This window comes from Bradyrhizobium sp. HKCCYLRH2015, assembly GCF_051168215.1.
In the GTDB taxonomy this organism is placed as follows: domain Bacteria; phylum Pseudomonadota; class Alphaproteobacteria; order Rhizobiales; family Xanthobacteraceae; genus Bradyrhizobium.
The window spans coordinates 434616-459507 of the sequence record NZ_JBNPUO010000006.1 but is presented as its reverse complement, the minus strand read 5'-3'; the positions used below and the strand labels follow the sequence as shown (position 1 = coordinate 459507).

The following is a 24892-nucleotide window of genomic DNA, read 5'->3' as shown; positions in this document are numbered from 1 at the left end:
CGAGTTCCTCGTTGATGCGCTCGTTGCCCGTTCTGGCCAGTGCTTGGCGCCCGCGCGCATTTCACGATATTGTGCGATGAAAAAGGGGCCAGGAGTGAACGAGCATTCGGATGCCGGTCGCGCGACGTTTCAGGCGTTCGCGCGCGGGGCCGACTTCCTGCAGGGAGGCGGGGAGATGGGAGCGCTCATGCGCATCCATGATTGGTCACGGACGCCGTTGGGGCCGCCCGAGAGCTGGCCTCAGTCGTTGCGCACGTCGATCAGCACCTGCCTGGACTGCGCGTTCCCGATCCTGATCTGGTGGGGCCCGGAGCTCGTCATGCTTTACAATGACGAATATCGCCCGATCCTCGGCTCGCAGAAGCATCCGGCCGCGCTCGGGGCGCCGGGGCACGCGGTATGGTCCGAGATCTGGGAGGTCATCGGCCCGATGTTGCGGCACGTCGTTGGGCTTGGCGAAGCGACCCGCTCGCGCGACATGCCGCTGTTCATCGACCGCCATGGCTACCTCGAAGAGACCTATTTTTCGTTCTCCTATTCGCCGATTCGCGACGAGACCGGCGGTGTCGGCGGTGTCTTCACCCCCGTCATCGAGACGACGGCCCGGGTCGTGGGCGAACGCCGCATGCGGACCTTGCGCGATCTCGCCGCGCGCGGCCGTGCCGACAGTCTGGCGGATGCTTGTCGCGAAGCCACCGACGTCCTCGCCGAGAATCCGCATGATGTCCCGTTTGCGCTGATCTACCAACTCGGCGAGGACCAGCGATCGGCACGGTTGCTGAGCGCCGCGGGGGTACACCCGGACAGTGCAATCGCGCCGGCGCAGATTGCCCTCGACAGCGATGGGGACGGGCTGTGGCCGGTCCGGGCGGCGGCGCGCGCGGTGGCGCCGATTCGCGTCGTGCTGGATCGCGCGAAATTTGCCGGCGTCCCGACCGGCGCATGGCCCGAGCCGCCGCAGCTGGCACTGGCGCTGCCGGTTGCGACGGGGCGGGAGCAGGCGACGGCGATCCTGATCTGTGGCGTCAATCCGCGCCGCGCCCTCGACGCCGAGCATCAGGGCTTCTTCGATCTGATGGCCGCTCAGCTCGGCAGCGCCTTCGCCGAGACGCTCGCCTATGAGCAGGAGCGGCGCCGCGCTGAGACGCTCGCCGAGATCGATCGCGCCAAGACCGCGTTCTTCGCCAATGTGAGCCACGAGTTCCGTACGCCGCTGACGCTGATGCTCGGTCCGCTCGAAGATGTGCTGCGGTCGCAGAGCTTGCCGCCGGCAGATCGCGACCGGTTGGAGATCGCCCAGCGCAATGCCTTGCGGCTGCTCAAGCTGGTCAACACGCTGCTGGATTTCTCGCGGATCGAGGCCGGCAGGATGCAGGCGGTCTACGCGCCGGTTGACCTCGCGAGCCTGACCGCGGAGATCGCCAGCACCTTCCGCTCGGCGATCGAAGCCGCCGGCCTCAGGCTGATCGTGGATTGCCCGACGCTGCCGGAGCCGGCCTATGTCGATTGCGAAATGTGGGAGAAGATCGTCCTCAACCTGCTCTCCAACGCGTTCAAGTTCACCTTCACGGGCGACATCGAGGTCCGGCTCGTCACCTGCGATCGTCATTTCGAGCTGAGCGTGAAGGACACCGGGACCGGCATCCCGCAGCACGAGCTGCCGCGGCTCTTCGAGCGTTTCCATCGCGTCGCCGGCGCGTTCGGCCGCACCCATGAAGGCTCGGGCATCGGGCTCGCACTGGTGCATGAGCTCGCCAAGCTGCACGGCGGATCCGTCGCGGCGACCAGCGAAGCCGGGCAGGGGAGCACGTTCGCGGTCAGAATCCCCAGGGGACGAAGTCATCTCCCGTCCGATGCGGCGCCGGCGCAGGAACCGATGCTTCGCGGTGCGCGGCCGTTCATCGCGGAGGCATTGCGCTGGCTGCCGGATCCGCCGTCGCTCGACGCGCATGCCGTTCCGGACATCGACATCACCACGCCATCAGCCGACAGGGCCGGGCCGCGCCCCCGCATCCTCCTGGCCGACGACAATGCCGACATGCGCGACTATGTCCGCCGCCTGCTCGCCGCGCGCTACGATGTCGAGACCGTCGCCGATGGCGAAGCCGCGCTCGCGGCCATCGCCCGCGACAAGCCCGACCTCGTTCTGTCCAATGTGATGATGCCGCGCATCGACGGCATGCAGTTGCTGGCACGGCTGCGCGCCGATGAACGGGTCGGTACCATCCCGGTGATCCTGCTGTCGGCCCGGGCCGGAGAAGAGAGCCGCGTCGAAGGCATGGAGGCCGGTGCGGATGATTATCTGATCAAGCCGTTCAGTGCGCGTGAACTGCTGGCGCGTGTCGAGGCGCATCTCAAGATGGCCCGTCTGCGTGCCGAAGCGACGGAGCGACTGCGCGCCAGCGAGGAGCGCTATCGCGCTTTCGTAACCGCGAGCTCCGACGTCGTCTATCGCATGAGCCCGGACTGGCGGGAGATGCGCCAGTTGCAGGGCAAGGACTTCATCGCCGATACGATGAAACCGAGCCAGGGCTGGCTCGCCAAATACATTCATCCGGACGATCAGGCGCAGGTGACTGCGGCGATCAGCAGGGCCGTCGCGACGAAGGGCATGTTCGAGCTGGAGCACCGCGTGATCAGGATCGATGGCAGCCTCGGCTGGATCGATTCGCGCGCCATCCCCATTCTCGGGCGTGACGGCGAGATCATCGAGTGGTTCGGGACGGCGCGCGACATCTCCGAGCAGAACAAGGCCGAACGGGAATTGCGCAAGAGCGAGGAGCGCCTGCGCAGCGCGGTCGAGGTCGGGCGGCTCGGCCTGTGGGACTGGAACGTCGCAACCGGCGAGGTCTATTGGTCGGACGAGCACTTTCGCATGGAAGGCTATGCTGTTGGCGAGCTGACCCCGAGCTACGAGGCCTGGGCGGCGCGCATCCATCCCGACGATCGTCCCGCAGCCGAAGCCGCGCTTCACCGCGTGATGGAGGCGCACCAGGAATATGTCAGCGAGTTTCGCGTGGTGCATCCGGGCGGCGCAATTCGCTGCCTGTACGGCCGTGGGCGCTTCTTCTATGACGACGCGGGACGACCGATCCGCATGACTGGCGCCATGGTCGACGTGACCGAGCGGCGTGAATGGGAGGAGCGGCAGAAGGTGCTGGTGGCCGAACTGCAGCATCGCACCCGCAACCTGCTGGGCGTGGTCCGCTCGATGGCCGACAAGACGGCGCGTGCCAGCGCCGATCTCGGCGATTTTCGCGCCCGCTTCCGTGATCGGCTGGATACGCTGTCCCGCGCCCAGGGCCTGCTGTCCCGCCTCAAGGAGAATGATCGCGTCACCTTCGACGATCTGATCCGTAGCGAGCTGTCGGCTGTCGCCGGCGGTTCGGAGCGCATCGGGCTGTCGGGACCGTCCGGCGTCAGGCTGCGGTCGTCGACCGTTCAGATCCTTGCCATGGCCCTGCACGAGCTCGCCACCAACGCGGTCAAGTATGGCGCGCTGGCGCAGCCCTCGGGCCGGCTCTGCGTGGTCTGGTCGCTCGAGCGCGAAGGCGCGGAAGGCCAGCCCTGGCTGCATATCGAGTGGCGCGAGAGCGGCGTCGACATGCCGCCGCCAGCCACGATGCCCGTCGGCACGGGGCAAGGGCGCGAGCTGATCGAACAGGCCTTGCCCTATCAGCTCAGCGCGAGGACCTCGTACGCTTTCGCATCCGACGGTGTCCGTTGCACGATATCGATTCCCGTTTCGCTCACCACACTGGAGCTTGAGGATCATGCCTGAACGCTCGCTTCGCGACCGTCATATCCTCATCGTCGAGGACGAGTATATGCTTGCCGACGAGCTGCGCTGCGCCTTCGGTAGTGCCGGCGGCACGATCCTGGGCCCGGTCGGAACCGTCCCTGACGCGCTCGCCTTGATCAAACGCGAGGGGCGGATCGAAGGCGCCGTTCTCGACGTGAACCTGCGCGGCGACATGGCGTTTCCGGTCGCCGATCTGCTGGTCGAACGCGGCGTGCCCTTCGTTTTCACCACCGGCTATGACGAATCGGTGATCCCGGACCGCTTCTCGAAGATCCTCCGCTGCGAGAAGCCGATTGCCGTCGATGGGATCATGCGTGCACTCGGACGCCTGATCAAGAGGACGGCGCCGCAATGACGCGCCGGTCGGATTGAGCCGCGCGCCCTCACACCTCGCGCCGGCTGAGGAAGGCGAGCCGCTCGAACAAGTGGACGTCCTGCTCGTTCTTGAGCAGCGCACCGTGCAGCGGCGGGATCAGCTTGCGCGGATCGCGCTCGCGCAGCTGCTCGGGACCGATGTCCTCGTTGAGCAGCAGCTTGAGCCAGTCGAGCAGCTCGGAGGTCGACGGCTTCTTCTTCAGGCCGGGCACGTCGCGGACCTCGAAGAAGATGCGTAGCGCTTCCTCGACCAGCCGCTTTTTGATGTTCGGGAAGTGCACGTCGACGATCCGGCCCATCGTATCCGGATCGGGGAACTTGATGTAGTGGAAGAAGCAGCGGCGCAGGAACGCATCCGGCAGCTCCTTCTCGTTGTTGGACGTGATGATGACGATCGGGCGCAGCTTCGCCTTGATGGTCTCGTTGGTCTCGTAGACGTGGAATTCCATCCGGTCGAGCTCGAGCAGCAGGTCGTTCGGAAACTCGATGTCGGCCTTGTCGATCTCGTCGATCAGGAGCACCGGCCGCTGCTCGGCCGTGAAGGCCTCCCACAGCTTGCCGCGCTTGATGTAGTTCTTGATGTCGGACACCCTGGAGTCGCCGAGCTGGCTGTCGCGCAGTCGCGAGACGGCGTCGTATTCGTAAAGGCCCTGCTGCGCCTTGGTGGTCGACTTGATGTGCCAGGTGAGCAGCGGCGCGTTGACGGCCTTGGCGACTTCCTCGGCCAGCACGGTCTTGCCGGTCCCCGGCTCGCCCTTCACCAGCAGCGGGCGCTCGAGCACGATCGCCGCATTGACGGCCACTTTGAGGTCGTCGGTGGCGACGTAGTCCTGGGTGCCGGTAAATTTCATCGCGTCTCGCTCATCGTTCGAACTTGTGTTGAGTGGCTACGCAGCGGCAACGCCGCTGCGGCTTTGAGATGATGGCTGCCATCGGAAGCAGAAATAATCAAGCGCGCCTGATCAATGAGAGGATCACGAGCACGATGACGGCGCCGATCGTGGCGTCCAGGATCGCCCCCAGCGTGCCGCTGGCAAGCGCAATGTGCAGCGCCGGCAGCACGTAGCTTGCGACCAGCGCGCCGATGATGCCGATGACCATGTTGCCGATCAGGCCGAAACCTGCGCCGCGCACGATCAGCCCCGCCAGCCAGCCCGCGACGGCGCCGATGATCAGTGCTGCAATGATACCCATGAAAGCCCCCATTCCGCCTGTTGTTCCAGGGATTGTAGAGCAAAATGCCGGCGGGTCCAGCGCGGGGCGGGGAGCGGCCCTTGACGTGCCCTCCCAGCCGCGCGATCTAATGGGCATGTTCCTGCAATTCTTTACAGCACTGCGCGACGCGCAGGTCCCGGTCTCCTTGCGTGAATATCTCACGCTGATGGAGGCTGTCGACGCCGACCTCGCCGAGCACTCGGTCGAGAATTTCTACTATCTGTCGCGCACCGCGCTGGTGAAGGACGAACGCAATCTCGACAAGTTCGATCGCGTGTTCGGCTCCGTGTTCAAGGGGCTGGAGAGCCTGCTCGACGCGATGGAGAAGGCCGAAATCCCCGAGGAATGGCTGAGGAAGCTGGCCGAGAAATACCTCACCGAGGAAGAGAAGAAAGAGATCGAGGCCATGGGCTGGGACAAGCTCATGGAGACCTTGAAGAAGCGCCTGGAAGAGCAGAAGGGCCGTCACCAGGGCGGCAACAAGTGGATCGGCACGGCGGGCACGTCGCCGTTCGGCGCCTATGGCTACAACCCCGAAGGCGTCCGCATCGGCCAGGAGAAGAACCGCAACAACCGCGCCGTGAAGGTGTGGGACCGGCGCGAGTTCAAGGATCTCGACGGCAATGTCGAGCTCGGCATCCGCAACATCAAGGTGGCGCTGCGCCGCTTGCGCAAGTTCGCCCGCACCGGCGCGCCGGACGAGCTCGATCTGGACACCACGATCCGCGAGACCGCCAATCACGGCTATCTCGACGTGCACATGCGGCCCGAGCGGCGCAATGCGGTGAAGGTGCTGGTGTTCTTCGACATCGGCGGCTCGATGGATTCGCACATCGCCCAGGTCGAGGAGCTGTTCTCGGCCGCCAAGAGCGAATTCAAGCACATGGAATATTTCTACTTCCACAACTGCCTCTATGAGGGCGTGTGGAAGCAGAACAAGCGCCGCTTCACCGACCGCACGCCGACCTGGGACGTGCTGCACAAGTACCCGCACGACTACAAGGTCGTGTTCGTCGGCGACGCCTCGATGTCGCCTTATGAGATCATGGTGCCCGGCGGTTCGGTCGAGCACGTCAACGAGGAGCCGGGGTCAGTGTGGCTCGACCGCGTCATCCGCACCTATCCCCACGCGGTGTGGCTCAATCCGGTGGCGCAGAAGCATTGGGACTATTCGGAGTCCACCACCATCATTCGCCGCATCTTCTCCGAGCGCATGTATCCGATCACGATCGAGGGATTGGAAGCGGCGATGAAGGAGCTGGTGAGGTAAGGCGCTCGTTCTGCGGCGCGCGATGCAAGGCCGTCGTTGCGGGCGGTCGCGATAGCGACCAAATCCGGAATATCGAGCTTGTGCGATCGGCTCTGGATTCCGGGTTCGGTCCTGACGGACGACCCCGGAATGTAGACGCGAAACGACGCCGCTCGGCGGCTGGAAAAGACGAAGGAAGAAGACATGCCCCAGACCATCACGCGCGGGATCAAGGCGCTGCTCGATGAAGCCAATGCCGAGATCGAGACGCTCTCGGCGGCTGAGGCGATCGCGGCGGCGAAGCGCGACGATGTCGTGATCGTCGATATCAGGGACCCCCGAGAGATCGAGCGTGAGGGCAGGATTCCCGGCGCGTTCTCGTGCACCCGCGGCATGCTGGAGTTCTGGATCGACCCGCAGAGCCCCTATGCCAAGCCGGTCTTTCAGCAGGACAAGACGTTCATCTTTCATTGCGCCGGCGGCCTGCGCTCGGCGCTCGCGGCCAAGACCGCGCAGGACATGGGCCTGAAGCCGGTCGCCCATATCGGTGGCGGTTTCGCGGCGTGGCGCGACTGCGGCGGGCCGGTCGAGGCCTGGGCGCCGAAGAAGAAGGATTGATCGCTGCCCGTCGCACGCGGGCTTGACCCGCGTGTCCATCGCTTCGACAAGGTGGATCGCCGGATCAAGTCCGGCGATGACGATCGAATGTGAAGCCCGGAGCTTTTGCGCATGACCATCCACGACGACCCTCTCGTCTCCACCGACTGGCTCGCTGCGCATCTGGGCGATCCCAAGGTGAAGGTGCTCGACGCGACCTTCAAGATGCCGGGTGTGCTGCCGCTGCCGAAGGACGATTACCTGAAGGCGCACATCCCCGGCGCCGTGTTTTTCGACGTCGACGAGGTCTCCGACCATTCCAATCCGCTGCCGCACATGTATCCGAGCGCCGCGCAGTTCGGCCGCGACGCCGGCCGGCTCGGCGTCAGCAATGGCGATACGGTGGTGGTCTATGATTCCGGCGGCTGGGTCGCCGCGCCGCGCGCCTGGTGGATGTTCCTGTCGTTCGGCCACACGGATGTGCGCGTGCTCGACGGCGGGCTGAAGAAGTGGATGGCGGAGGGGCGCCGGGTCGAGAGCGGGCAGGTCACGCCGGCGCTTGGCACGTTCAGCGCGACGTTCGACGCCGCGCGCGTGCGCCGGATCGAGCAGATGGTTGCCAATCTCGCCGGCAATGCCGAGCAGGTGATCGATGCGCGGCAGGCGCCGCGCTTCGCGGGCGAGGTCGCCGAGCCGCGGCCCGGTCTCCGATCCGGCCATATCCCCGGCAGCCGCAATCTGCCCTATGCGGAGCTGTTCGACGCGGCGACCGGCGTGATGAAGCCGCTAGACGAGCTACGTAAGGCGTTCGGCGCCGCTGGCGTCGATCTCGCCAGGCCGATCGTCACCTCCTGCGGCTCCGGGGTGTCGGCGGCGGTGCTGACGCTGGCGCTCTATCGTCTCGGCATCCGCGACACCGCGCTCTACGACGGCTCGTGGTCGGAATGGGGCGTCGAGAACGGTCCGCCGGTTGCGACCGGGCCGGCCTGATCGCTAGCTCCGCCTACCGCGTGCGCGGCCCGGCAGCCTGCTGGACGGCCGCCTGCGGTTGACCAAATGGCTGCTGTCCGAATGGATCGGGGAACGCGGTCTGTTGCTGCAGTTGGGCCGCTGCCTGCCGCGCCGCCCTGACGCGCTGGGCGATGCGCCGCTGCTTGGCGCGGCGCGCCGCAACCTGCTTCTCCCGGGCCTGGCGCTTCTTGAGGATGCTCCGGCGCAACTGAACGCTCGCGACCTTCACCGAGGCACGATGCTCGCCGGCCGCGGGCCGCTCCTGGTGCGCCGGCTGCTCGGCCAGCGCGGCGAGCTTGGCCGCGATCGGGTCGAGCACCGCCGGAACGGGCGCGGCGGCGGTTGGAGCGGCGGCTGCGGTCGTCATCATCGGATCGGCGCTGGCGAGAATCTGAGGAGCCGGCGGCGGCGGTGCGACCACGGCGGCCGCAGCTTCGGTCGACGCCTGGGGCGGGGGCGGGGCTGCAGTCGCGGGCGAACTGTCCATGCTCGGCCTGTCGGAGACTTTTTCGACCGGAACGACGATCGAAGCGGACGTGTCCGGAATGGGGCGCTCCGGTTTGGTGCTCTCGATCCGGTCGTTCGTCACGGACGCGGTCTCGACGATGGCGGAGGTGCGGGACGTGTCGACCGTTTCCGCCGGCAGCGAGGGCGTAGGCACATCGGTGGCCACCGCAACGGGCGTCGCCTCGGGCGTCTCGGCGGCCGGCGCCGCCGTCGACGGCGCGCTCGGCGGCTCGGACGCTGCCGGGGGAGCATCGGCCACGACCGGCGGCGGCGTCACCGGCGGTGTCGGAATCGAATCCACCCGCAGCACCGCGAGCACCGGCGTGGGTTCGGCCGGCGGCAGGAACGTGGTGAAGCCGGAGGCCTGAGTCGTGCGCCAGGACGCGTTGCTGACGAACTGCTCGTGGGCCGCGCGCAACAGGGCCGCAGCGCCCATGCCGAAGATGGTGAGAGAGATGGAACAGACGATCGCGGCGACCAGAAAACGAAAGCCGGGAAGCATTGACGGTAACTCTCGCCACGGCAGCGTGACTGCCGAGACCTTAGAGCCAGTAGGGAACGCGGTGATCACAGGGAATGCCGCGTTCGCGACGAGGCCGGCTTCTGCCGTGCATCGCGAATCAGGCTCAGGTCAGAATACCGGAAGTGTTCCCGCCCGCTCGGCAAATCACGGCATCCATGGGGCCTGCGGGGGCTCCGCCGCACTTTTTCAGCGGCGTGAGACTTCCGTGCAACGACGGAGACATGATCACAAATTGCCGAAGTCGGGCCGCTCAGGCCGGAATTGTCTTGAATGCGCCGCTATCTTCGGCCATCTGGCACAGCAAAGGTCCCAATCGGCGGCTTGGGGATACTGCAAGGGCGATGATGATCAGACAAATCCTGACGGTTTGCGCGGTCGCGGCAGCGGGCGTGACGGCAACTTCGTTTGCCGAGGCACAGCAGGTCTATCAGACCGCGCCTGGAGCGTACTCACCGGCGCCGACGCCTTACCCGGCCGATGCGCGCGGGCAGGGGCAGGATTTTGACGCGCTCGACGATGAGAATGCGCCTGGCAATTCCGCGGCGTTGCCGCCGCCCGGCCCGGTGATCTCGCCGGACGATCCGCGCTACGGTCGTCCAGCCAATGCGCCGGTTTATGGTGCTGCGGCTCCGACCGGTCCCATCCTTTCTCCCGACGATCCTCGTTATGGACGTCCGGCCGGTGCGACGGTCTACGGAGCCGCTCCGACCGGCCCGGTGATGTCCCCGGATGATCCGCGCTATGGCCGCCCGGCTGGTCCGCCCCCGGTGATCTACGGTGATCGTCCTGCCTCCAGCCAGCAGGCCTATGGTGGCGCCAGCGCGCCCGGTGGCGACGCAGGCGCGCCGCGGCCGCCCGGCGCCGTCGGTGGCGCTCCGGCCGTCGCGGGCGCGGCACAGGCCCCGGCCGCCGGAGATCGGCCGATGACGGTGGCAGCTCTGCCGCCCGAGGAACAACCCGATGCGGCGCCGGCGCCGCTGCCGCCGAACCTGCGCCGCCAGGAGGTCGACTTCGTCACCAAGGAGCCGCCGGGAACGATCGTCGTCGATACGCCCAACACCTACCTCTATCTGGTGCTCGGCAACGGCCGGGCGATGCGCTACGGCGTCCGTGTCGGCCGCGAAGGCTTCACCTGGACCGGCGTGCAGAAGATCACCAAGAAGACCGAGTGGCCGGACTGGTATCCGCCGAGCGAGATGATCGAGCGGCAGCCCTATCTGCCGCGCTTCATGGCCGGCGGTCCCGGCAATCCGCTCGGTGCCCGCGCGATGTATCTCGGCTCGACCGTGTACCGCATCCACGGCACCAACCAGCCGTCGACGATTGGCAAGTTCGTGTCGTCGGGCTGCATCGGCATGCTGAACGACGACGTCGCCGACCTGTTCGACCGGGTCAAGGTCGGCACCCGTGTGGTCGTGATGCCGGGCGGTGCGCCTCCAGGTTCCAGCAAGAACATGGCTGCTGCCGCGGCCCCGGCCCAGGCGCCCGTCCAGGCCCAGGCGACCGTGCCGGCGGCTGGCCAGCCCGCCAACATGCAGCCGCTGCCGCCGCCGGTGACGATCCGCTGAGGCGGGCGCGTGCGAGCTGATCACGTTGAAAACACCCTCCTCGGAGGGTGTTTTGCTGTGAGGGCCGCTCTCGTCTGCTTTTAAGCCAGCCGGCGCGGCGGCTCGGCCCCTGCGAGCCAGGTGGCGATGCAATCGACCATCTGGCCGTAATGGGCGCGAAAACTCTCCTCGGTGACGTAGCCGAGATGTGGTGTGAGCACGACGTTGCCGAGCCCGCGCAGCGGATGGGTGACCGGCAGCGGTTCCACCGAGAACACGTCGAGCCCGGCACCGGCGATGCGCTGGTCGCGGAGCGCCTGCAGCAGCGCGGCCTCGTCGACGATCGGCGCGCGCGAGGTGTTGACGAGATAGGCGGTCGGCTTCATGCGCGCGATGTCGGCCGCGCCCACCAGCCCGCGTGAGCGATCGCTGAGCACGACGTGGACGGTGATGACATCGGCGGCGGTGAACAGCTTCTCCTTGGTCGCGTAGCCTACTCCCGCCGCCTCGCAGCGTTCGGGCGTCAAATTGGGACTCCAGGCGATCACGTTCATGCCGAACGCCTTGCCGAGCTCTGCGACCTTGGTGCCGAGCTTGCCCAGCCCGATTACGCCCAGCGTCTTGCCCTCGATCTCCACGCCGCCCAGCGCCTGCCAGGGCTCCCCGGCGTGCATGCGCGCGTTCTCCTGGCCGATCCTGCGCGTCAGCTCCAGGATCAGGCCCATGGTGAGCGGTGCGGTGGGGTCACGGCCATATTGCGTGCCGCAGACGACGACGCTGCGTGCCTTGGCGGCCTCCATGTCGATGGCGGCGTTGCGCATGCCCGAGGTGATCAGGAGCTTCAGCTTCGGCAACCGCTCGATCAGGGAGCGGGGCAATGGCGTCCGCTCGCGCATCGCGCAGATGATGTCGGCATCGGCGAGCGCGCTGGCGGCCGCTTCCTCGCTGCCGAACGGCTGTGTGAAAGCCGTCACATCCACCCTGTCGGCCAGCCGGGGCCAGTCGGCTAACGAGAGGGCTGTATCGTAATAGTCGTCGAGGATCGCACAGCGCAGCCGTGTCATCGGCAGGGTCCATTCATCGGGGGACGGCGGCAATGGTGAATGCCGTCAGGAATGGAGCCATGCTTGCGCGCAACGGGCTGGTTGCGCAAGGCATCGTCACGCTCTTACGCGGACCCAGGCGACGTCAATCGAGGCGGGACTTCAGCCGGAACGCGGCGTCATGGCCGTACTTGGCGCGCCAGGCGGGGCCGGGGCCGCGCATGTAGTGCAATTCTGGCCGGTACGGGTTGAAGGCGCGCGCGACGAATTCGCGCCAGAAGCCGCGGATGTCGTCCGCGATCCCGGATCGGTCTTTGCGGTGTGCCGCCGAAGCGGGCAGGGAGGCTGACGTGAAGGCTGCCATGACGGGCTCTCGCTGTTGTCGGTCGCGGCTTTTGCCGCTTGGGCACGCGGGTCTTGCGGGCCGAGACCGAGTGTCCCGCCGAATTAATTAAAAGATGGTTGCAATTGTCGTGATCGGCCGCACACAAGGTGCCGGACCCGTAATCGTCCGTGGACGGCAGGCCGGGCCGGCGCGAAGTTTGACCGGGATTCTCCCGGCATTTGTTCCGGCCGAGACCGGCTCGCCGGTTGCCCTTTGGGGACCGCGCGGTTACATCAGCGGCAACCATTTTCCGAAAATTCCGGCAGGCTTCAAGGGACACGCGATGGCGCGCCAGTTCGTCTACTTCATGCAGGGTCTGTCCAAGACCTACCCGACCCGCAAGGTGCTCGATAACATTCACCTGTCGTTCTATCCGGACGCCAAGATCGGTGTGCTCGGCGTCAACGGCTCGGGCAAATCGACCCTGCTCAAGATCATGGCCGGCATCGACAAGGACTATACCGGCGAGGCCTGGGTGGCCGAGGGTGCCCGCGTCGGCTATCTCGAGCAGGAGCCGCAGCTCGATCCGAAGCTCACGGTGCGCGAGAACGTCATGCTCGGCGTCGGCAAGCAGAAGGCGATCCTCGATCGGTACAACGAGCTGGCGATGAACTACTCGGAAGAGACCGCCGACGAGATGACCAAGCTGCAGGACGAGATCGAGGCGCAGGGCCTTTGGGATCTCGACAGCAAGGTCGACCAGGCGATGGATGCGCTGCGCTGTCCGCCCGACGATGCCGACGTCACCAAGCTGTCCGGCGGCGAGCGTCGCCGCGTCGCCTTGTGCAAGCTGCTGCTCGACCAGCCCGAGCTGCTGCTGCTGGACGAACCGACCAACCATCTCGACGCTGAATCGGTGTCCTGGCTCGAAGGTCACCTGCGCAATTATCCGGGCGCGATCCTGATCGTGACCCACGATCGCTACTTCCTCGACAACGTCACCAGCTGGATCCTGGAGCTCGATCGCGGCAGGGGCATCCCCTACGAGGGCAACTATTCGTCCTGGCTGCAGCAGAAGCAGAAGCGGCTGGAGCAGGAGGGGCGCGAGGATGCCGCGCATCAGCGCACTTTGGCGCGTGAGCAGGAGTGGATCGCGGCGTCGCCGAAGGCCCGCCAGGCGAAGTCCAAGGCGCGCTACCAGCGCTATGAGGAGCTGCTCAAGAAGGCCAGCGAGAAGCAGACCCAGACCGCGCAGATCATCATTCCCGTCGCCGAGCGGCTCGGACAGAATGTGGTCGATTTCGACGGGCTGTCCAAGAGCTTCGGCGATCGCGTGCTGATCGACAACCTCACCTTCAAACTGCCGCCGGGCGGCATCGTCGGCGTGATCGGTCCGAACGGCGCCGGCAAGACCACGTTGTTCCGCATGATCACGGGACAAGAGAAGCCGGATGCCGGCACCATCACCATCGGTGAGACCGTGCATCTCGGCTATGTCGACCAGTCGCGCGACGCTCTCGACGGCAACAAGACGGTATGGGAGGAGATCTCCGGCGGCAACGAGCTGATCCTGCTCGGCAAGAAGGAAGTCAACTCGCGCGGCTATTGCTCGGCGTTCAACTTCAAGGGCGCCGACCAGCAGAAGAAGGTCGGGGCACTCTCGGGCGGTGAGCGCAATCGCGTGCATCTCGCCAAGATGCTGAAGTCGGGCGCCAACGTGCTGCTGCTCGACGAGCCGACCAACGATCTCGACGTCGACACCTTGCGCGCCCTCGAAGAGGCCTTGGAGGATTTCGCCGGCTGCGCCGTCATCATCAGCCACGACCGCTGGTTCCTCGACCGTATCGCGACCCACATGCTGGCCTTCGAGGGCGACAGCCACGTCGAATGGTTCGAAGGCAATTTCCAGGACTACGAGAAGGACAAGATGCGCCGTCTCGGCCAGGACAGCGTGATCCCGCACCGGGTCAAGTACAAGAAGCTGACGCGCTGATCTCAGGACATCGCGAGGCGCGACGCTGTCTTCGTTCCGGGACAAAGCGTCGCGCCCAGGCTGCGGCCAGTTGTCGCTTCCATGTGCGACGTGATTGCGTAGATAGTCGTTCCGCAATCCCATCCAGCCGCGAGAAAATCCCATCATGTCTTCCCCCGACGCGACCCTGTCCTCCAAGGGCGGAGCGCTGCGCCCCATACCCATGCTGATCTTCGGCTCGCGCTGGCTGCAGCTGCCGCTCTATGTCGGGCTGATCATCGCGCAGGGCGTCTATGTCGTGCTCTTCCTCAAAGAGCTCTGGCACCTGTTCGCCCACGCCTTCGATTTCTCAGAGCAGCAGATCATGCTCGCGGTGCTCGGCCTGATCGACGTGGTCATGATCTCGAACCTGCTCGTGATGGTGATCGTCGGCGGCTACGAGACCTTCGTGTCGCGGCTCAATCTGCAGGGCCATCCGGACGAGCCGGAATGGCTCAGCCACGTCAATGCCAGCGTGCTGAAGATCAAGCTCGCCATGGCGATCATCGGCATCTCGTCGATCCATCTGCTGCGCACCTTCATCGAAGCCGGCGCGCTGTCGTCAGGCAAGTCGAACTACACCGAGACCGGCGTGATGTGGCAGACCATCATTCACACGGTCTTCATTCTCTCCGCCATCGGAATCGCCGTCGTCGACAAATTGTCGAATGCCGCGATCGAGGAGGCGAAGCAGGCGGCGGGGCATTGAGCGGAAGAGTCGGGTTCCGGCGCAGGGCTGCTGACGTTCACAACCGCCGCGAGCCATGCTAACCCTATTGCATGGCTCGGCAGTTGCTCTTCGGTTTGCGCAGGCTCGTCCTGATTGGTGTGGCGCTCTGCATCCTCGGCGATGGCCAGGCGAGCGCCGCCGACGGCGACTTCACGCAATTCGTGGCTTCGCTCTGGCCCGAGGCCAAGGAGCAGGGCGTTTCGCGCGCGACGTTCGATGCCGAGACGCGCGAGCTCGAGCCCGACTACAAGCTTCCCGACCTGCTGCTGCCAGGCCGTCCGGCAACAGGCGCTCCGGCGCAGGCCGAGTTCGTGCAGGTGCCGGCCGACTACATCAAGGAAGCCTCGATCGCGCGGCTCGCCGCGTATGGCCAGAAGCTGATCCAGCAATATCGTCCCGCGCTCGCCGAGATCGAGCGCCGCTTCGGCGTTCCGGGACCTGTCGTGCTCGCCATCTGGGGCCGCGAGACCGATTTCGGCCGCTACGCGCTGCCCTACGATGCGCTGCGCGTGCTGGCGACGCAGGCCTATGTCGGTCGCCGCAAGGACCAGTACCGCACCGAATTCATCATGGCGCTGAAGATGCTGAGCGACGGCGTGGTGTCGCGCCGCGATCTCAGGGCGTCATGGGGCGGGGCGGTCGGGCTCACACAGTTCCTGCCGTCGGAGTACTACAAGCACGGTGTCGATCTCGATGGCGACGGCAAGGTCGATCTCTGGCATTCGGTGCCGGACGCGCTGGGCTCGGCGGCGCTGCAGCTTGCGAACAAGGGCTGGCAGCGCGGCGTGCGCTGGGCCTACGAGGTCAAGCCGCCGGCAAATGTGGACTGCGCGATCGGCGTGCCGGAGGTGAAGAAGCCGATCGGCGAATGGCTGCGCGCGGGCTTCGTGCCGGTGCGCGGCCAGCGGTTGAGTGCTGCCGAGCAGCAGCAGCCGGCGTCGCTGCTGCAGCCCGAGGGCATCTATGGTCCGGCGTTCCTGACGACGGCGAACTACTTCGTCATCAAGGAATACAATTTCTCCGATCTCTACGTGCTGTTCGTCGGTCACCTCGCGGATCGCATGACGAGCCCGGCCCCGTTCGCGACACCATGGTCGGCGTCGAAGCAGCTTCGGAGCAAGGACGTCGAGGCGATGCAGAAGGGCCTGATGCGGCTCGGTCTCTACGGCGATAAGCTGGACGGCAAGGCCGGCATGCAGACCCGTGCCGCACTCGGCGTATTTCAGAAGAAGGCGGGCCTGAAGGTCGACTGCTGGCCGAGCGAATCAGTGCTGCAGGCGATCGACGCCGCGCGCTGATCGAGTGAAATCAGCCGAGCAGGCGGGCAGCAAAAAGCCCGGCCGCAGGGCCGGGCTTGTTGCGAGCTATGCGTCGTCGGGATCAGTAGCAGACGCGAACCGGGCGGGACACCCAGCCATAACCGTCCCAATAGCGCTCACGACGCCACACGCACGGCGGCGGGCCCGGCGGAGGGGCTTCGACGTAGACCGGACCGCCATAGGCCGGACGGCTGGACGCGATCGCGCCGCCGAGCAGGGCGCCGCCGATCAGGCCGGCAGCCACGCCGGCACCGACGTCACCGGCCTTGGCGGCCGGTGCCGTCATGCTCAGCGAACCGGCGATGGTCGCAACCGCAAGCACTGCGGTCAGGATCTTCTTCATGTTCCGAGATCTCCTGGAAGGCGCCCTCGCGAGCGCCGGGTTGGTGATTCACGCACGATCAGGGCCGTCAGCGTCGCGAGAAAACACGACAATCCGTCAACCCTTCGTAAACTCTGTCCGACCTGATGCGACGGAAAAACGGTTTTTTCTGGCCGTGTCAGCCGCCGTTCTCGAAATTCCGGTGCAAGGTCATGGAATTAATGAAGGTGAACGATCACTCGCAAACCCGGACGCGGCGAATCCGCCAGCCGTAGCCGTCCCAGAAGCGCTGGCGCTGCCAATAGCAGGCGTAGCCAGGATCGGCGATGTAGGCAGGCCCGCCGTAATAGGAGTAGCCCGGCCCGTAAGAATATCCGGGCCCATAATAATAGGGATTGCTGCCCGCAGCGATGGCGCCACCGATGAGGGCGCCGCCGAGCAGGCCGGCAGCGACGCCAGCGGCGACACGACCATTGCGCGCTTCAGCAGGAGCAGGGGCCAGCGCTGCGGTCGACAGCGTCGCGACGGCGGCCAGAGCCGCAAGAGTCTTCTTCATGACCTTAACCTCTCTCACTCCAGGTCGGCGGATCGCGCATCAGGCGATACGGCAGGTTCACACATCCCGCTTGAATGATCAATGAACGGGCGCGTCCCATTGGACGACCCATCTCCGGGATACGTTCAATGCTGCATTGCACAAAAGTCGCCGCCGGTCAGGAGCAGGCATGACCCCCGTGATGACGATCGTCGTGGCCATCGGATTGACCTCGGCCGCCTGCTACGCGCTGCTGGTTCGCGCCGGCCGCCGGCCCCACCACCGCCGCTCGTCCGCGGACAGCACCAGCGTCGATTCCGATGGGGCGTCCAGCTCCAGTCAGGGGAGCGGTGTCGCAAGTTGGTTTTCCAATACCTCGTCGGACGTGATGGGAAACCCGATCGACGGCGGAGGTGACAGTGGCGACGGTGGTGGAGGGGACGGTGGTGGGGGCGACTGAGTTGCAGCGGCTTGATCGCCGCCCGCCCATATTCGGCGGCAACTTTGATCTGCGGCAAGCTCGTATAGTTGGAGGCATTCTAGATTGATCGGGAAATTGGAATAGCTTCAAAAGCGCCGTTTTCCCTTTGCGCGGGTAGCTGCGGATGACTATCGATACCTGACCAAGGACGATTGGCCGGTTTCTCATGATTGTTTGTTCCTGCAACGTCATCAGCGATCACGACATCCGCAACGCGGTAAAGTCCGCGGACGAACTGCCGCGGAACCCGAAGCAGGTCTACGGTTGCCTGGGGTGCAGCGCGGAATGCGGCCGCTGTGCGCGCACGATCAAGACGATCATCGACGAGGCGCTGGGTCCCTGTGCCCGCGCCTGCCAGGCCGGCTGTCAGCACGGCCACCATCATGGGACGACGCCGGCGAAGGCGATCGATGACGACCTTCAGAGCCGTTTCGCGCTTGCTGCCTGCTGACAGGCATTGCACTCGGTCGCGTCGTTCTCCGCCCGAAAAATGCACATGAACGGGGGTCGTCTCCGCACTTCGAACCTGTTATTGAGCGCCTGCGGCCTCTAACTTTTTCGGAGCTTATCCATGCAGGGCGACCCCAAGGTCATCGAATATCTCAACAAGGGATTGCGCAGCGAGCTGACTGCCATCAACCAATATTGGCTGCACTATCGCCTGTTGAACAATTGGGGCCTTCTCGACATGGCGAAGGTCTGGCGCAAGGAATCCATCGAGGAGATGGAGCACGCCGACAAGTTCACCGACCGCATTCTCTTCCTCGACGGCTTCCCCAACATGCAGGTGCTCGATCCGCTGCGCATCGGCCAGAACGTCAAGGAGATCATCGAATGCGATCTCGCCGCCGAGATCGGTGCGCGGACGCTGTATCAGGAGGCCGCCACCTATTGCCACGGCGTCAAGGACTACGTGTCGCGCGACCTTTTCGAGCAACTGATGAAGGACGAGGAGCATCACATCGATTTCCTCGAGACCCAGCTCGACCTCATCAACCGCATCGGGCTCGAGCTCTACACGCAGAAGCACGTCGGCGGCCTCGAGAGCGAGCACTGACGGCGGCGGCGAGGGTGCAGTCCGCTTCGGAACGGGGCGATTCAGGGCTGGTGTTTCAAGCCTTGAATCGACCGCCTTCGACCTTCGACCTCGGGCGTGCCTACTGGATGATGCCGAAGGCGGTGACAGGCACGACCCAATAGACGAGCTGCGTTCCCGCAAACGCGCTCCTGAGCCGCTCCAGTAGCCGCTCGAGATCCTCTTCCGGCAACACGATCCGCACGACGACCTCGTCGGCATGTCCTTTCACCCGCTCTGCGGCGCTCCGCAGCCGGACGCGCGCGCCGTGTCCGGCCGCTTCCGAGGCGGTGAAGCCCGTCACGAGATCGGTCTGCTCGCTCAGATGGTCGAGCACCTCGCTGTGAAGCGCATCCGGCACGATCAGGGTCAGGCAGACGGCTTGGCTGCTCATGTCGCTTCCTTCGCAGCGGCGCCGTAGCGGCGATACAGGATCGGCAGCAGGATCAGCGTCAGCAGCGTGGACGACAGCAGGCCGCCGATCACGACGATCGCGAGCGGACGCTGGACCTCCGATCCGGGTCCCGACGCAAACAGCAGCGGGATCAATCCCAGCGCCGTGATGCTCGCCGTCATCAGCACGGGCCGCAGCCTGCGCTTGGCGCCTTCGACCACGATGCGCCGCTCGGGGACCCCGTGAGCGCGCAATTGGTTGAAATGAGACACCAGCACGACACCGTTGAGCACGGCGATTCCGAGCAGTGCGATGAAGCCGACGGAGGCCGGAACGGAGAGGTATTCGCCGGTCGAGACCAGCGCGAACACGCCGCCGATCAGCGCAAACGGAATGTTGACGAGCACGAGCAGGGCCTGGCGCACCGAGCCGAACGTGGTGAAGAGCAGCACGAAGATCAAGCCGATCGCGACCGGCACCACGACGGACAGACGCGCGGCCGCACGCTGCTGGTTCTCGAACTGCCCGCCCCATGTCAGCCGATAGCCGGACGGCAGCGGCAGCTCGGTTGCGACCCTTTGCTGGGCCGCCTGGACGAAGCCGACCATGTCGCGGCCGCGGACATTGCTGCGAACCACGCTCATGCGGTTGCCGTCCTCCCGGTCGATCTTCACCGGGCCGTCGACGCGCTGGATGCGTGCGACCTGAGAGAGTGCGACATGCTGGCCGGACGCAAGCGTCAGCGGCAATGCCGCCAGCATCGTGGGAGCCTGCCGCGTGGCCTCGCTGCCGCGGACCAGGATCGGCGTCCGGCGTCCCTCCTCGAGCGCGGTGCCGATCGTCCGGCCTTCGATCTGCGTGCGCAGGGAGGCCGAGATCGAGTCCACCGTGAGCCCGAGGCGGCCCGCCTCCATGCGGTTGACGGCGATCGTGTAGTACTGCGCGCCTTCGTTGAGCGTCGTGTAGACGTCCTGGGCGCCGTCGATGTCGGACATGATCGCCGACAGCTTGGCTGCGATCTCGTTGAGCTTGGTGATGTCCGGGCCGAAGATCTTCACCGCGACGTCGCCGCGCACGCCGCTGATCATCTCCTGCACGCGCATGTCGATCGGCTGCGTGAAGCTGAGCGAGACGCCGGGAAAGCCGGTCAGGACCTCGCGAAGCTTCTCGAGCAGGGCATCCCGATCGCTGGTCTGCCTCTGGTCCGCCGGCTTGAGCACCAGGAACGTGTCGGTCTGATTGGGGCCCATCGGATCGAGCCCGAGCTCGTCGGAGCCGGTGCGCGCGATGATGCCGGCGACGTCGGGCACCTTCATCAGGGCCGCCTGCAGCCGGGCATTGATGGCGAGGGACTCGTCGAGATTGACGGACGGCAGCGTCTCCACGCTGACGATGACGTCGCCTTCGTCCATCGTCGGCATGAAGGTCTTGCCCAGCTGGGTGTAGCCATATCCTGCGGCAACGAGGCCGACCAGCGCCGCTATGATCACCTTGCGCTCGTTCCCGAGCGCCCAGTCGAGCGCGGGTGCATAGACGCGCTGCGCTGCGCGGATGAGAAATGGATCGTCATGCGACGCGGATGTGAGCACGAAGGATGTTGCGACCGGAAGCACCGTCAGCGCCAGCAGCAGCGACGCGGCCAGGGCGAAGATGATCGCCAGCGCGACCGGAATGAAGAGCTTGCCCTCCAGCCCCTGCAAGGTCAGCAGCGGAACGAACACGATGATGATGATCAGGACGCCCGAGGCGACCGGCTGCAGGACCTCGCAGACAGAGCGGTAGACGATGTGGATCAGCGGCGTGGTGCTTGCGTGATCGTGCTTGGCGAGATTGCCGACGATGTTCTCGACCACCACGACCAGCGCGTCGATCAGCATGCCGATTGCGATCGCAAGGCCGCCGAGACTCATCAGGTTGGCGGACATGCCGACAGCCCGCATCACGATCAGCGCCATTACGATCGCGAGCGGCAGGCTGAGCGCAATCACCAGCGAGGCGCGCCAATTGCCGAGGAACAGCAGCAGCAGCACGACGACGAGCACCGTGGCTTCGCCCAGCGCCCGGACCACCGTGCCGACGGCGCGGTTGACCAGCCGGCTGCGGTCGTAGAACACGTTGATGGTGACGCTGCTCGGCAGCGACGGCTTCAGCTCATCCAGCCGGGCCCGAACGTCGCGCACCAATTGTCCGGCGTTGGCGCCGCGCAAGCCGAGCACGAGCCCCTCGACCGTCTCGCCCTTGCCGTCTTTCGTGACGGCGCCATAGCGGGTGAGGGCGCCGATCTTGACCCGCGCGACGTCGCTGACCCGGATCGGGATTCCGTCGCGGGTGTCGACGATGATCGCGCGGATGTCGTCGATGCCGCGGATGCTGCCCTCGATGCGGACCAGCGCGCTGTCCTCGCCCTGGTTGACCCGCCCGGCACCGTCGTTGCGGCTGTTGGCCTCGATGGCCTTGCGAAACAGCTCGGACGAGATGCCGCGCGCCGCCAGCGCATCGTTCCGCGGCACGATTTCGAACGCGCGGACATAGCCGCCGAGCGCGTTGACGTCGGCGACCCCGGGCACGGTGCGTAGGGCCGGGCGGATGACCCAGTCGAGCAAGGTCCGGCGCTCGGCCAGCGACAGATCCGGACTGTCGATCGTGAACATGAACATCTCGCCCAGCGGACTGGTGATCGGCGCAAGGCCGCCGCTCACGCCCTCGGGGAAGTCGCGCGAAATGTTGGAGAGGCGCTCCGACACCTGATTGCGGGCCCAGTAGATGTCGGTGCCGTCCTCGAAGTCGACGGTGATGTCGGCCAGCGCATATTTGGTCGCCGAGCGCAGGATCTTCTTGTTCGGCAATCCGAGCAGCTCCAGCTCGATCGGGACCGTGATGCGCTGCTCGACCTCTTCCGGCGTCAGGCCGGGGGCCTTCATGATGATCTTCACCTGGACCGGCGAGACGTCCGGAAAGGCATCGATCGGCAGGCTCGGCAGGACGATCGCGCCTGCGCCGATCACCAGCAGCGTGCTCAGAATGACGAAGAGCCGCTGCGACAGCGCGAATGCGACAAGCCGCGGCAGCATCTACTGCCCCAGTCGCGAGAGGATGCCGCGCAGCGCCGAGATGCCGCCGATGGCGATTTCGTCCTTGTCCGTGAGGGGGCCGGCGATGACGACGTGATCCTGATCCTCCGCGAGCAGCGTCACGGGGACGAGCCGGAAACCGCCTTCCGTGGCGACGAACACCGAGGTCTGCTCGCCGCGACGGACGAGGCCGCTATAGGGAATCTCCCATGCGCTTTCGCCTGCCGAGATGAAGCCGATGCGGGCGGCCGCCATCTGTCCGGAATGCAGCTCGCCATTGTTGGGAATCTCGGCGCGGACGAGAATGGTCTGCGTGGCGGCATCCGTGGTCTCGGACACCAGGATGACCTGGCCCGGTGTCGCATAGCCTTCGATGTCGACCTTGGCGCCCGTCTTGATCGCGCCGATGTTGGTCGCGGGAATCGCGATCTCGGCCCAGAGCGGCGACAGCCGCGCGAGCTTCACCAGGGACGCGGCCTGCTCCAGGCGCTGGCCCGGCGATACCGCGATCTCGACCACCGACGCAGCACGCGGCGCGGTGACGGTAAGCGTGGCGCTGATCGCCGCATCGCTGCTAAGCCGGGAGATCGCGTCGTCGGACAGACCGCTGATGTGCAGCATCTGCCGGCGTTCGGCGACGACGATGCTGGCCTGGCGCGCTTCCGCCTGGCTCGACTCCAGCACGCGTTGCGGGATGGCCTTGCCTTCGAACAGGTCGGCGTTGCGCTTCAGCTGCTGAGCCGCGAGGCCCTCCTGGGCCAGCGCATGCAGGTAGTCGCGCTGCAGTGAGACGAAGCTTGGACTTTCCAACGTAAGCAGCGGCTGTCCGACGGCCACGCGATCGCCGCGGGCGACGGCGAGGTTGGTGATCATCCCCGCGACCGGCGCGCTGACGACCCACAGCTGAGGCGTGGGAATGACGATCTGCGCGGGATAAGGCAGCGTCCTGTCCATCCGGCTGGAGATCGGATGCGTCACGCGCACGCCGAGGTTCTGCGCCTGGCTCGGCGTGAGCTTCAGCTCATCATCGCCTGACGCGGCGCAAGGCCCGACGACGAGAGCCAGCGCGAGAGCTGCGCGGCACAGACGGGCCGCAGACCGGTGGAGGAGGCGCTTGGGCATCTCGACTAGGAATCTTCAGGTTCATGCATGACACATTCTGTACACTATTTCCGCCGATTCCCGCGACTGTTGACCTGGGTCAATCGGAGCTGGTCACGAACCCGGGAGGTCACTTCTCCTACTGCCAACGAGTCGCATTGGTGGCAGTCGCACGCGCCAGCGTCTCACACGGCATCGGCGGGAACGAAACAGCTGATGATGATGTCGCCGCGGTGATGGACGTACCACACCACGGCTTCGCCGATCGGGTTGCCGCGGTCGCGGATGATGGCGCGCTCCGGTACCGCCATCCATCGGCCCTCGATCGGTACCCAATAGGTGCCGTCGCGCACGTCATAGGTCGTGCGGTGGCCGTCGGAGATATCGCAGCACGGCACGCCGTTGGGCGCGATCACGCTCTTGAACCACGCGCGAATGTCGGGCGGGACATTGTCGAACTGCCCGTTGTCGAAGGCGGCCGCCACGGTCGCGCAGGCGAGCGAGCCGATCGTGAGAGCAGCCAGCACCATCCTGCGCATGCACTGCTCCCTCCGCCGACCTACATGCCGCGCTGCGGCGCCGTCGCCAGCAGGTCGCGCAGCGCCTCGCTGTAGAACTTCGCATTCCCCGTGGTCAGGTGGCCGCGCGTCTCGGCCGAGGTCGGGATGAGGAAGAGCTTGCCGTTGGCGACGCGCTTCATCGCGTCCACGGTCACGCCGGTCTCCGGCGGGTTGCGCTCGTCGTCGGCCGAATTGATCAGCATCACGGTCGCCTTGATCTTGTCGAGATCGGCGGACGGATTGTAATCGTGCGAGGAGTCCCACTGATAGATGAAGTCGTTGGCGTCGGTGGGGATCGGCGTGGCGAGCCGCTCCTCGACCAGCTTGTCGGCCTTGGCGGCGGTCGGTGCCGCGAGCTGGTAGGCGATGGTGCCCCCGGCCGAGGCGGTGGCGTAGGCCGTGACGGCGTATTTCATCATGCGCGGCTGTGCGGTGTAGTTGCCGCCGTTGTAGTCGGGATCGTTGCGGATCGTCTCCAGCATCAGCCGGCGCAGCATCCAGTTGCGGGCCGCCATTTCGGTCGGCTGCGAGGCCATCGGCACCGCCACGTCCATGAAGTCCGGATAGCGCGTGGCCCACACCCAGCTATGCATGCCGCCCATCGAATTGCCGATCACGAGCCGCAGGTGCTTGATGCCGAGGCCCTCGGTCAGCAGGCGGTGCTGCGCCTCGACCATGTCGGCATAGTCATAGGCGGGAAATTTCGTCTTCAGCCCGTCGGAGGGTTTTGACGATTTGCCGTGGCCGATGCTGTCGGGAATGATGATGTAGTACTTGCTCGCGTCGAGCGGCTGGTCCTTGCCGAACAACATGCCGGCGAAGGTCGGCCCCAGCATGCTTGCGCCGGAGCCGCCGGTGCCATGCAGCACCAGCACCGGCTGCCCGGTCGGCTCGCCGACCGTCGTATAGTGCAGCTTCAGCTCCGGCAGCGTTTCGCCGGTGTGAAACTTGAAATCCTTGACGACGAAGTCGCCCTGCTTCGGGGCGGGATAGTCGGCGGCGCGGGCCGGCGCGCAAAAAACGATGACGGCGGCAAAAACGGCGGCAAGCGGTCGAAACATGGACTCCCCCTGATCAAGCGCAGCTCTTCCGGCTGCGT

General features: G+C 65.8%; 24 protein-coding genes. 12 read left to right on the top strand and 12 right to left on the bottom strand.

Annotation, left to right across the window (positions count from 1 at the left end):
* Positions 1–94 precede the first annotated feature (94 nt).
* Both ACQR1H_RS18650 and ACQR1H_RS18645 read left to right on the top strand, forming a co-directional pair.
* Positions 95–3781, top strand: coding sequence for a PAS domain-containing protein (locus tag ACQR1H_RS18650; protein WP_434907982.1), 3687 nt, complete (start codon positions 95–97; stop codon positions 3779–3781).
* Entirely contained in the window at positions 3774–4157 is a 384-nt protein-coding gene (locus ACQR1H_RS18645) for a response regulator (RefSeq protein ID WP_315804509.1), read from the top strand. The genes ACQR1H_RS18650 and ACQR1H_RS18645 overlap by 8 nt, the downstream gene beginning before the upstream one ends.
* A gap of 28 nt (positions 4158–4185) precedes the next feature.
* Here ACQR1H_RS18645 and ACQR1H_RS18640 read toward each other — a convergent pair whose 3' ends face one another.
* Entirely contained in the window at positions 4186–5028 is an 843-nt protein-coding gene (locus tag ACQR1H_RS18640) for an AAA family ATPase (protein WP_315717852.1), read from the bottom strand.
* Between the two features lie 97 nt (positions 5029–5125).
* A complete protein-coding gene (locus ACQR1H_RS18635) occupies positions 5126–5371 on the bottom strand; it encodes a GlsB/YeaQ/YmgE family stress response membrane protein (protein ID WP_315717851.1) in 246 nt (81 codons plus the stop codon).
* A gap of 115 nt (positions 5372–5486) precedes the next feature.
* Between ACQR1H_RS18635 and ACQR1H_RS18630 the strand changes: the two genes are divergently transcribed.
* The 3 genes from ACQR1H_RS18630 to sseA all read left to right on the top strand — a co-directional run bounded on the left by ACQR1H_RS18630 (position 5487) and on the right by sseA (position 8228).
* The gene (locus ACQR1H_RS18630; RefSeq protein WP_315804510.1) at positions 5487–6662 is read left to right on the top strand and encodes a vWA domain-containing protein; all 1176 of its coding nucleotides are present in this window, start codon (positions 5487–5489) and stop codon (positions 6660–6662) included.
* Between the two features lie 183 nt (positions 6663–6845).
* On the top strand, positions 6846–7259 hold the full coding sequence (locus ACQR1H_RS18625) for a rhodanese-like domain-containing protein (RefSeq protein WP_315804511.1): 414 nt from the start codon (positions 6846–6848) through the stop codon (positions 7257–7259).
* A gap of 111 nt (positions 7260–7370) precedes the next feature.
* Positions 7371–8228 carry a 3-mercaptopyruvate sulfurtransferase gene (gene sseA / locus ACQR1H_RS18620; RefSeq protein ID WP_315804512.1) on the top strand — a complete coding sequence of 286 codons (858 nt, stop codon included), beginning with the start codon at positions 7371–7373 and terminating at the stop codon, positions 8226–8228.
* A 13-nt stretch (positions 8229–8241) separates the two neighbouring features.
* Here sseA and ACQR1H_RS18615 read toward each other — a convergent pair whose 3' ends face one another.
* A complete protein-coding gene (locus ACQR1H_RS18615; RefSeq protein ID WP_434908001.1) occupies positions 8242–9258 on the bottom strand; it encodes a hypothetical protein in 1017 nt (338 codons plus the stop codon).
* A 362-nt stretch (positions 9259–9620) separates the two neighbouring features.
* On the opposite strand from ACQR1H_RS18615, the gene ACQR1H_RS18610 reads away from it, so the two are divergent.
* Positions 9621–10847: a L,D-transpeptidase family protein gene (locus tag ACQR1H_RS18610; RefSeq protein ID WP_316177822.1), complete on the top strand. Its 1227-nt coding sequence runs from the start codon at positions 9621–9623 to the stop codon at positions 10845–10847.
* Positions 10848–10927: 80 nt separating this feature from the next.
* On the opposite strand, the gene ACQR1H_RS18605 is transcribed toward ACQR1H_RS18610, so the two are convergent.
* Entirely contained in the window at positions 10928–11890 is a 963-nt protein-coding gene (locus ACQR1H_RS18605; protein ID WP_434907981.1) for a D-2-hydroxyacid dehydrogenase family protein, read from the bottom strand.
* A gap of 124 nt (positions 11891–12014) precedes the next feature.
* Positions 12015–12233, bottom strand: a complete 219-nt coding sequence (locus ACQR1H_RS18600; RefSeq protein WP_315804516.1) for a hypothetical protein — start codon at positions 12231–12233, stop codon at positions 12015–12017.
* Positions 12234–12537: 304 nt separating this feature from the next.
* Between ACQR1H_RS18600 and ettA the strand changes: the two genes are divergently transcribed.
* The 3 genes from ettA to ACQR1H_RS18585 all read left to right on the top strand — a co-directional run bounded on the left by ettA (position 12538) and on the right by ACQR1H_RS18585 (position 16233).
* Positions 12538–14187, top strand: coding sequence for an energy-dependent translational throttle protein EttA (gene ettA, locus ACQR1H_RS18595; RefSeq protein ID WP_315804535.1), 1650 nt, complete (start codon positions 12538–12540; stop codon positions 14185–14187).
* 145 nt (positions 14188–14332) lie between these two features.
* Positions 14333–14914, top strand: a complete 582-nt coding sequence (locus tag ACQR1H_RS18590) for a TIGR00645 family protein (protein ID WP_315804517.1) — start codon at positions 14333–14335, stop codon at positions 14912–14914.
* A gap of 71 nt (positions 14915–14985) precedes the next feature.
* On the top strand, positions 14986–16233 hold the full coding sequence (locus ACQR1H_RS18585; RefSeq protein WP_315804518.1) for a lytic murein transglycosylase: 1248 nt from the start codon (positions 14986–14988) through the stop codon (positions 16231–16233).
* A gap of 82 nt (positions 16234–16315) precedes the next feature.
* On the opposite strand, the gene ACQR1H_RS18580 is transcribed toward ACQR1H_RS18585, so the two are convergent.
* Both ACQR1H_RS18580 and ACQR1H_RS18575 read right to left on the bottom strand, forming a co-directional pair.
* Positions 16316–16597 carry a hypothetical protein gene (locus ACQR1H_RS18580; RefSeq protein ID WP_315804519.1) on the bottom strand — a complete coding sequence of 94 codons (282 nt, stop codon included), beginning with the start codon at positions 16595–16597 and terminating at the stop codon, positions 16316–16318.
* A gap of 214 nt (positions 16598–16811) precedes the next feature.
* Positions 16812–17132: a hypothetical protein gene (locus ACQR1H_RS18575; protein ID WP_315804520.1), complete on the bottom strand. Its 321-nt coding sequence runs from the start codon at positions 17130–17132 to the stop codon at positions 16812–16814.
* 169 nt (positions 17133–17301) lie between these two features.
* Between ACQR1H_RS18575 and ACQR1H_RS18570 the strand changes: the two genes are divergently transcribed.
* From ACQR1H_RS18570 to bfr, 3 genes are all read left to right on the top strand, one after another.
* Complete coding sequence (locus tag ACQR1H_RS18570) at positions 17302–17571, top strand: hypothetical protein (RefSeq protein ID WP_315804521.1); 270 nt, start codon at positions 17302–17304, stop codon at positions 17569–17571.
* A 187-nt stretch (positions 17572–17758) separates the two neighbouring features.
* Positions 17759–18043 (top strand): (2Fe-2S)-binding protein, encoded by a 285-nt coding sequence (locus ACQR1H_RS18565; protein ID WP_315804522.1) that lies wholly within the window; start codon positions 17759–17761, stop codon positions 18041–18043.
* A 120-nt stretch (positions 18044–18163) separates the two neighbouring features.
* Positions 18164–18649 (top strand): bacterioferritin, encoded by a 486-nt coding sequence (gene bfr / locus ACQR1H_RS18560; protein ID WP_315717837.1) that lies wholly within the window; start codon positions 18164–18166, stop codon positions 18647–18649.
* A gap of 100 nt (positions 18650–18749) precedes the next feature.
* Here bfr and ACQR1H_RS18555 read toward each other — a convergent pair whose 3' ends face one another.
* The 5 genes from ACQR1H_RS18555 to ACQR1H_RS18535 all read right to left on the bottom strand — a co-directional run bounded on the left by ACQR1H_RS18555 (position 18750) and on the right by ACQR1H_RS18535 (position 24854).
* Positions 18750–19061: a DUF3240 family protein gene (locus tag ACQR1H_RS18555; protein ID WP_315804523.1), complete on the bottom strand. Its 312-nt coding sequence runs from the start codon at positions 19059–19061 to the stop codon at positions 18750–18752.
* Positions 19058–22132, bottom strand: coding sequence for an efflux RND transporter permease subunit (locus ACQR1H_RS18550; RefSeq protein ID WP_434907980.1), 3075 nt, complete (start codon positions 22130–22132; stop codon positions 19058–19060). The genes ACQR1H_RS18555 and ACQR1H_RS18550 overlap by 4 nt, the downstream gene beginning before the upstream one ends.
* The gene (locus tag ACQR1H_RS18545) at positions 22133–23254 is read right to left on the bottom strand and encodes an efflux RND transporter periplasmic adaptor subunit (protein ID WP_434907979.1); all 1122 of its coding nucleotides are present in this window, start codon (positions 23252–23254) and stop codon (positions 22133–22135) included.
* A gap of 164 nt (positions 23255–23418) precedes the next feature.
* Positions 23419–23772, bottom strand: coding sequence for a hypothetical protein (locus ACQR1H_RS18540; RefSeq protein WP_434907978.1), 354 nt, complete (start codon positions 23770–23772; stop codon positions 23419–23421).
* A 20-nt stretch (positions 23773–23792) separates the two neighbouring features.
* Entirely contained in the window at positions 23793–24854 is a 1062-nt protein-coding gene (locus ACQR1H_RS18535; protein ID WP_434907977.1) for an alpha/beta fold hydrolase, read from the bottom strand.
* Between the last annotated feature and the right edge of the window lie 38 nt (positions 24855–24892).

What these genes read in the sequence shown, in the direction of transcription:
- sseA (WP_315804512.1), top strand. Translation starts at nt 7,371, where the DNA reads ATGACCATCCACGACGACCCTCTCGTCTCCACCGACTGGCTCGCTGCG.
- ACQR1H_RS18625 (WP_315804511.1), top strand. Translation starts at nt 6,846, where the DNA reads ATGCCCCAGACCATCACGCGCGGGATCAAGGCGCTGCTCGATGAAGCC.
- ACQR1H_RS18640 (WP_315717852.1), bottom strand. Translation starts at nt 5,028, where the DNA reads ATGAAATTTACCGGCACCCAGGACTACGTCGCCACCGACGACCTCAAA.
- ettA (WP_315804535.1), top strand. Translation starts at nt 12,538, where the DNA reads ATGGCGCGCCAGTTCGTCTACTTCATGCAGGGTCTGTCCAAGACCTAC.
- ACQR1H_RS18550 (WP_434907980.1), bottom strand. Translation starts at nt 22,132, where the DNA reads ATGCTGCCGCGGCTTGTCGCATTCGCGCTGTCGCAGCGGCTCTTCGTC.
- ACQR1H_RS18535 (WP_434907977.1), bottom strand. Translation starts at nt 24,854, where the DNA reads ATGTTTCGACCGCTTGCCGCCGTTTTTGCCGCCGTCATCGTTTTTTGC.
- ACQR1H_RS18590 (WP_315804517.1), top strand. Translation starts at nt 14,333, where the DNA reads ATGTCTTCCCCCGACGCGACCCTGTCCTCCAAGGGCGGAGCGCTGCGC.
- ACQR1H_RS18545 (WP_434907979.1), bottom strand. Translation starts at nt 23,254, where the DNA reads ATGCCCAAGCGCCTCCTCCACCGGTCTGCGGCCCGTCTGTGCCGCGCA.
- ACQR1H_RS18645 (WP_315804509.1), top strand. Translation starts at nt 3,774, where the DNA reads ATGCCTGAACGCTCGCTTCGCGACCGTCATATCCTCATCGTCGAGGAC.
- ACQR1H_RS18635 (WP_315717851.1), bottom strand. Translation starts at nt 5,371, where the DNA reads ATGGGTATCATTGCAGCACTGATCATCGGCGCCGTCGCGGGCTGGCTG.
- ACQR1H_RS18585 (WP_315804518.1), top strand. Translation starts at nt 14,986, where the DNA reads ATGGCTCGGCAGTTGCTCTTCGGTTTGCGCAGGCTCGTCCTGATTGGT.
- ACQR1H_RS18570 (WP_315804521.1), top strand. Translation starts at nt 17,302, where the DNA reads ATGACCCCCGTGATGACGATCGTCGTGGCCATCGGATTGACCTCGGCC.
- ACQR1H_RS18630 (WP_315804510.1), top strand. Translation starts at nt 5,487, where the DNA reads ATGTTCCTGCAATTCTTTACAGCACTGCGCGACGCGCAGGTCCCGGTC.
- ACQR1H_RS18575 (WP_315804520.1), bottom strand. Translation starts at nt 17,132, where the DNA reads ATGAAGAAGACTCTTGCGGCTCTGGCCGCCGTCGCGACGCTGTCGACC.
- ACQR1H_RS18555 (WP_315804523.1), bottom strand. Translation starts at nt 19,061, where the DNA reads ATGAGCAGCCAAGCCGTCTGCCTGACCCTGATCGTGCCGGATGCGCTT.
- ACQR1H_RS18610 (WP_316177822.1), top strand. Translation starts at nt 9,621, where the DNA reads ATGATGATCAGACAAATCCTGACGGTTTGCGCGGTCGCGGCAGCGGGC.
- ACQR1H_RS18605 (WP_434907981.1), bottom strand. Translation starts at nt 11,890, where the DNA reads ATGACACGGCTGCGCTGTGCGATCCTCGACGACTATTACGATACAGCC.
- bfr (WP_315717837.1), top strand. Translation starts at nt 18,164, where the DNA reads ATGCAGGGCGACCCCAAGGTCATCGAATATCTCAACAAGGGATTGCGC.
- ACQR1H_RS18600 (WP_315804516.1), bottom strand. Translation starts at nt 12,233, where the DNA reads ATGGCAGCCTTCACGTCAGCCTCCCTGCCCGCTTCGGCGGCACACCGC.
- ACQR1H_RS18565 (WP_315804522.1), top strand. Translation starts at nt 17,759, where the DNA reads ATGATTGTTTGTTCCTGCAACGTCATCAGCGATCACGACATCCGCAAC.
- ACQR1H_RS18615 (WP_434908001.1), bottom strand. Translation starts at nt 9,258, where the DNA reads ATGCTTCCCGGCTTTCGTTTTCTGGTCGCCGCGATCGTCTGTTCCATC.
- ACQR1H_RS18540 (WP_434907978.1), bottom strand. Translation starts at nt 23,772, where the DNA reads ATGCGCAGGATGGTGCTGGCTGCTCTCACGATCGGCTCGCTCGCCTGC.
- ACQR1H_RS18580 (WP_315804519.1), bottom strand. Translation starts at nt 16,597, where the DNA reads ATGAAGAAGATCCTGACCGCAGTGCTTGCGGTTGCGACCATCGCCGGT.